General features: G+C 40.6%; 3 protein-coding genes. 2 read left to right on the top strand and 1 reads right to left on the bottom strand.

From position 1 onward, the window contains the following. Positions 1-302: 302 nt before the first annotated feature. The gene (locus EKD03_RS17905) at positions 303-998 is read right to left on the bottom strand and encodes a sigma-70 family RNA polymerase sigma factor (protein ID WP_129633782.1); all 696 of its coding nucleotides are present in this window, start codon (positions 996-998) and stop codon (positions 303-305) included. 584 nt (positions 999-1,582) lie between these two features. Between EKD03_RS17905 and EKD03_RS17900 the strand changes: the two genes are divergently transcribed. Together EKD03_RS17900 and EKD03_RS17895 are read left to right on the top strand one after the other, a co-directional pair. Continuing rightward, a complete protein-coding gene (locus EKD03_RS17900) occupies positions 1,583-1,786 on the top strand; it encodes a helix-turn-helix domain-containing protein (RefSeq protein ID WP_129633780.1) in 204 nt (67 codons plus the stop codon). A gap of 230 nt (positions 1,787-2,016) precedes the next feature. Further along, complete coding sequence (locus EKD03_RS17895) at positions 2,017-4,212, top strand: hypothetical protein (RefSeq protein ID WP_129633778.1); 2,196 nt, start codon at positions 2,017-2,019, stop codon at positions 4,210-4,212. The last annotated feature ends 49 nt before the right edge of the window (positions 4,213-4,261 follow it).

Below are 4,261 nucleotides of genomic sequence, written 5' to 3'. Positions count from 1 at the left end.
CGCTACGGGCGACGCAAGGAGCATGATCTGGCACGAAAGACCGTCTTTATCCGTACATACGTACTGCGTAAGGTGAGATAGTTAGTACCCATTCGTACAGGTAAACGCTTGGGTACAGAATCAAAAGAGCCGACCCTATCGGGTCGGCCATAGCGTAGGGGCGAAGCATCGCCGGTTATAAATAACCGAATCCAGTGATAAATCCGCAGGCGATGCTTCGCCCCTACTTCTTCAACACCACGCCGGTTATAAATAACCGAATCCAGTGATAAATCCGCAGGCGATGCTTCGCCCCTACTTTTTCAACGCCACGCCCGCATCAGCGGATGATCGCGCAGCATCTGACGTGCATCCTTGAGCAACGCCCGCACCCGCGAGGGATGGAGATTGACCATCTGGGCAATCTCCGTCGTTGTATGCAACTTCATCGTATGCCAAAAAAACATCAACACCAAACGCTGACCACCATACTCAAACAAAATCTCGCGGGTCTGATCGACCAAGATCTGATTAAGCATTGACTGCGCGGGATCATCATTCGTATCCTCATCAGAAAGATCCCCATCAGGCAACCCATCAAGCGATTCGGGGCGCTGCGCACGCTTTTGCGCTAAGGAATCACGCACATAGCGATTGATCGTATTCACGACCACCGAACGTACCCACGTATCCAAACTACTCTGGTAATTAAACGAGGGCAAAGAGGTAAAGAGTGCAAACTGCGCCTTCTGGTTGAGATCATCAACATCAACCGCCGCATCACTCGACCAATTCATCCGCAACTTACACAGAATCGCAACCACACGCTGAGTCCAGAATAGCCACTGATCATCATGGGCGGGATGACCATGATCGCGCAGCGCCTCAACCAAAGCATGATTGGCATGGTAATAGCCACAGACCTTACGGAACTCCGAGAACCCCACCTCTGGTTCCAGAACCTGCTGGAGCGCAGCCAGATACGCCTCAACCATCTGTGCTGTGGTGACAAGCCCCATTCCGACTCCACACTCAGCGCCATGATCCAGGAACGCCAACAGGTAGAACAGTCCTCGCCCTGATTCATACCAACTCCTCACCTATTGCGAAGCAAGCAGCGAAGCAAGCAGCGAAGCAACAAGCGCAACCAAAGCGACGGCCAACAACGAATGACGATCCAGGGGATCAGAACCCCTCTGAACCTAGACCATCACTGCACCATGCAGTTCCCCGCAGCGAGCCGGGTAAGAAGATACCATCGGTATTGTGAGTTAGGATAGGACAATGCCATTACCAGCACAGACACATTCTGTGTGTAAAATAATACAAAAACCGCTGTGCCGAATGAGAGGAAAGTGCTCGTATGAGAAATAAATCAATCGTTACGATCCGCAACTGGATTGCTCTACTTCTCTATATGTCATTTCGTCATCACTGCACGTAAGTGTAGCAAAAAGACGGCTACAGCACAAGAGTCACTTTGGATACAAAATCCGAACGAATTGCGACAAGCGCTTTATGCCGGTCATGGAAACCATTACTAGTAGAGGGGAACATGCGCCCCAAAAACGGAACCATTATACCAAGGAAGGCAGGGAGACGTATGTCCGAGCTACAAACCATGCGCGACGTCCTCACCGTTGACGAAGTCGCCGAATACCTACGCGTAAGCCGCGCCACGGTGTGCCGCTGGTGCGTGCAGAAGCGGCTCCCGGCCTTCAAGATCGGCAAGGGCTGGCGGGTGCAGCGCAGTGATCTGGAGGGGTATATACGGGGGGGGAGTGTGGTGCGGGTTGGGGGGGAGTGAGGGGGATAGCATGCCTCGACTACGTAATGAAGCATTGCCCTCTAATTGAGGACAATGCTTCAACTTATATATGGGGTGTGACGTATAGTTTCGGGAAATGTGCCAGAAGGCTCCGCCGAGCGACCTCGGCGGCTAGGTGCATGCCGTCCTAATGCGACTATGTGCCACTATGCAAGGTATGGTATACTCTAGGTAGGAATGTGCGAAAAACAGCCACAGTGAGGCATGATATGGAGCTATCTTCTGTTCAGTTATCAGTTGAAATTCCCATCCATACTGAGGATAGCTTTATCATTGAATGTCGTTTTGACACGAATAACAATGATACTGATAAAAATATCTTTCAAATACCCTTTTCTGAAGAAAATAGTAGATTAATTGCGGATATTAGAGCTAAAATTAACCTCAATAATAATAATAATAATATTTATTTGAAATTTATGACTAATCAACCACGCCTTAATCGGTTGCGTTGGTTGAGTTGGGAGGAACTATTTAATGAAAAAAGCCTTCTGGTGCGTAATAGTCGTGATGTTATTACCGGAAAAAGTTGTATCAAATTTCGCTTTTACAATGAAAATCTTAATTTCAATCAACAAAAACAAGATATGCAATTTTTAGAAGTGGGAATAAAATCCTCAAACTTAGAAGTTTATTTTAAAAACGAATCAAACACATATAGTTGTATTAGTGATGTCATAAAAGAGCTTTCACTGAAAAAAGATTTATGTTTATTTTGGTTGAAATTACAAAAATACGACAAAGAATCAGACCGTCAATATGTTCTTAATCAGATATGGAGGGAATTTATTTCGTTAGAATTACCTGCTTTGGTAATCCTTGATCATGAAGAAACAGAAAATATTAAACTATTTAATGGTAGTATTACTAATACTCTATCCAGGATTACCCCTCGTCCTATGCTCTTTATTCGTGATCAAATGGTAGAATTAGTAAACATTAAAGAAGATATCGAACATAGTTTAGGTGGAAATGAAAGTATTGGTCTGAAAATTACAGATATAGTACTTAAAGAAAAGGGTGAATTACCCGAAAATTTCTACGGTCTATTTCCCAAATTAAAAAATGGTATATTGATTGAAAATTCACAGTTATTTTTGCTTTCAGGAGAAGAAAAACTGTCTGATCGCGTTGTTTTTGTGGATACTCGTTATAAAAAAATTTTTCATGCTCCGATAGGGAGTCGAAAGTATTCCAAAATTAATATTGATAATTCAGTTAGTATATTAATTGATAATTTAATTAATAAAGAAGATTTAGTAGGATTAGATTATGATGAATGGTATACACCAGAATTGTATTTACGACAATCAATTATTTCCGATATTGATATTCAAAAAAATATCGAATGGATTAAGCTTGATGCTGAGTTTTCAAGCAAAAAAGAGATAAAAATAGAAGAAATAATGAATAATATTAACGGTAATTTGTTGGTAATAGGAGATTATGCAGTTTGTAGTTATGAGTTTACCCATCGTCTCTGTCGTTATCTCTATAATAACCATCAAGCAATCCCTATTTACTGCAACCTTAGTACATTATATGGTTCGTATGATAATTGGCCGTATGATTGGTTGTTAGATATTGGGAATATTAACTCCAAGATCGTTGATAATTTACTGAAACAACGAATATATTTTATATTTGAGGGCTGTAGTCAAATAAAACCTGAAAGATGTGATGAGATTTGTGAGCGAATTAAGAAATTACAAGAAAAAGAAAGCTTTAATGTTATTTTCGTTCTAGATGAAGATAATGATGTCATTGCAAATCAATTTAATATTCACTTTAAGATCGTCTTAAATAAACCAAGACTTCAATCGATCCTTCAAGAACAAGAAGATACTGATTTTCTTGATGATATTATACATGATTACTGTAAAAAAGAGCTTAAAAACGGTAAACTCTTTGATTTGGTGGCCCACATCTACCAATGTGAACCAATTTCTGGCACAGATATTGTTATGTTAAAAATTCAACCAAAGGGTTGGTTAGTTATTAGTAGCTTAATGGTTGGTATTTTGTTCTTTCTGTTTACTTGGATTTTGCTTTCTTTATTTAAAATTCACGCCATCGAGACGTCTTACCTTATTATTATCATAGACTCAATTATTATTGTGTTAGTTTCTTTTCTTAGAATAAAATATACACACAAGTTTCCTTTTGCTAACGGATTGAGATTTCGTCGTTTAGGAATACAAAGTAATACAATACTCACTACACTAGAGTCGCTAATAGTTGTTCTTTTTGGGATAATAATAGGAGTTGTTATAGGAATTGTTAATGGGACTATTGTAAACAACAATGATTTACTTAATAACTGGCCTGATATTTTACTTTTAGCAGCAATGGGTTTTATGATAGGTGTAGCTACATCGGGGGTTGTGCTAGTACATAAACTTTAAAAATCGCCTATCGTTGTATTTTTCTACGAATAGGTGATGCACGTATGCC

Source organism: Candidatus Oscillochloris fontis (genome assembly GCF_004138135.1).
Classification (GTDB): Bacteria; Chloroflexota; Chloroflexia; order Chloroflexales; family Chloroflexaceae; genus Oscillochloris; species Oscillochloris fontis.
This window is presented reverse-complemented; position numbering and strand designations above follow the sequence as displayed.

Excerpts from the sequence above, each read along its gene's own strand:
- EKD03_RS17905 (WP_129633782.1), bottom strand. The coding sequence starts at position 998 with ATGGGGCTTGTCACCACAGCACAGATGGTTGAGGCGTATCTGGCTGCG.
- EKD03_RS17900 (WP_129633780.1), top strand. The coding sequence starts at position 1,583 with ATGTCCGAGCTACAAACCATGCGCGACGTCCTCACCGTTGACGAAGTC.
- EKD03_RS17895 (WP_129633778.1), top strand. The coding sequence starts at position 2,017 with ATGGAGCTATCTTCTGTTCAGTTATCAGTTGAAATTCCCATCCATACT.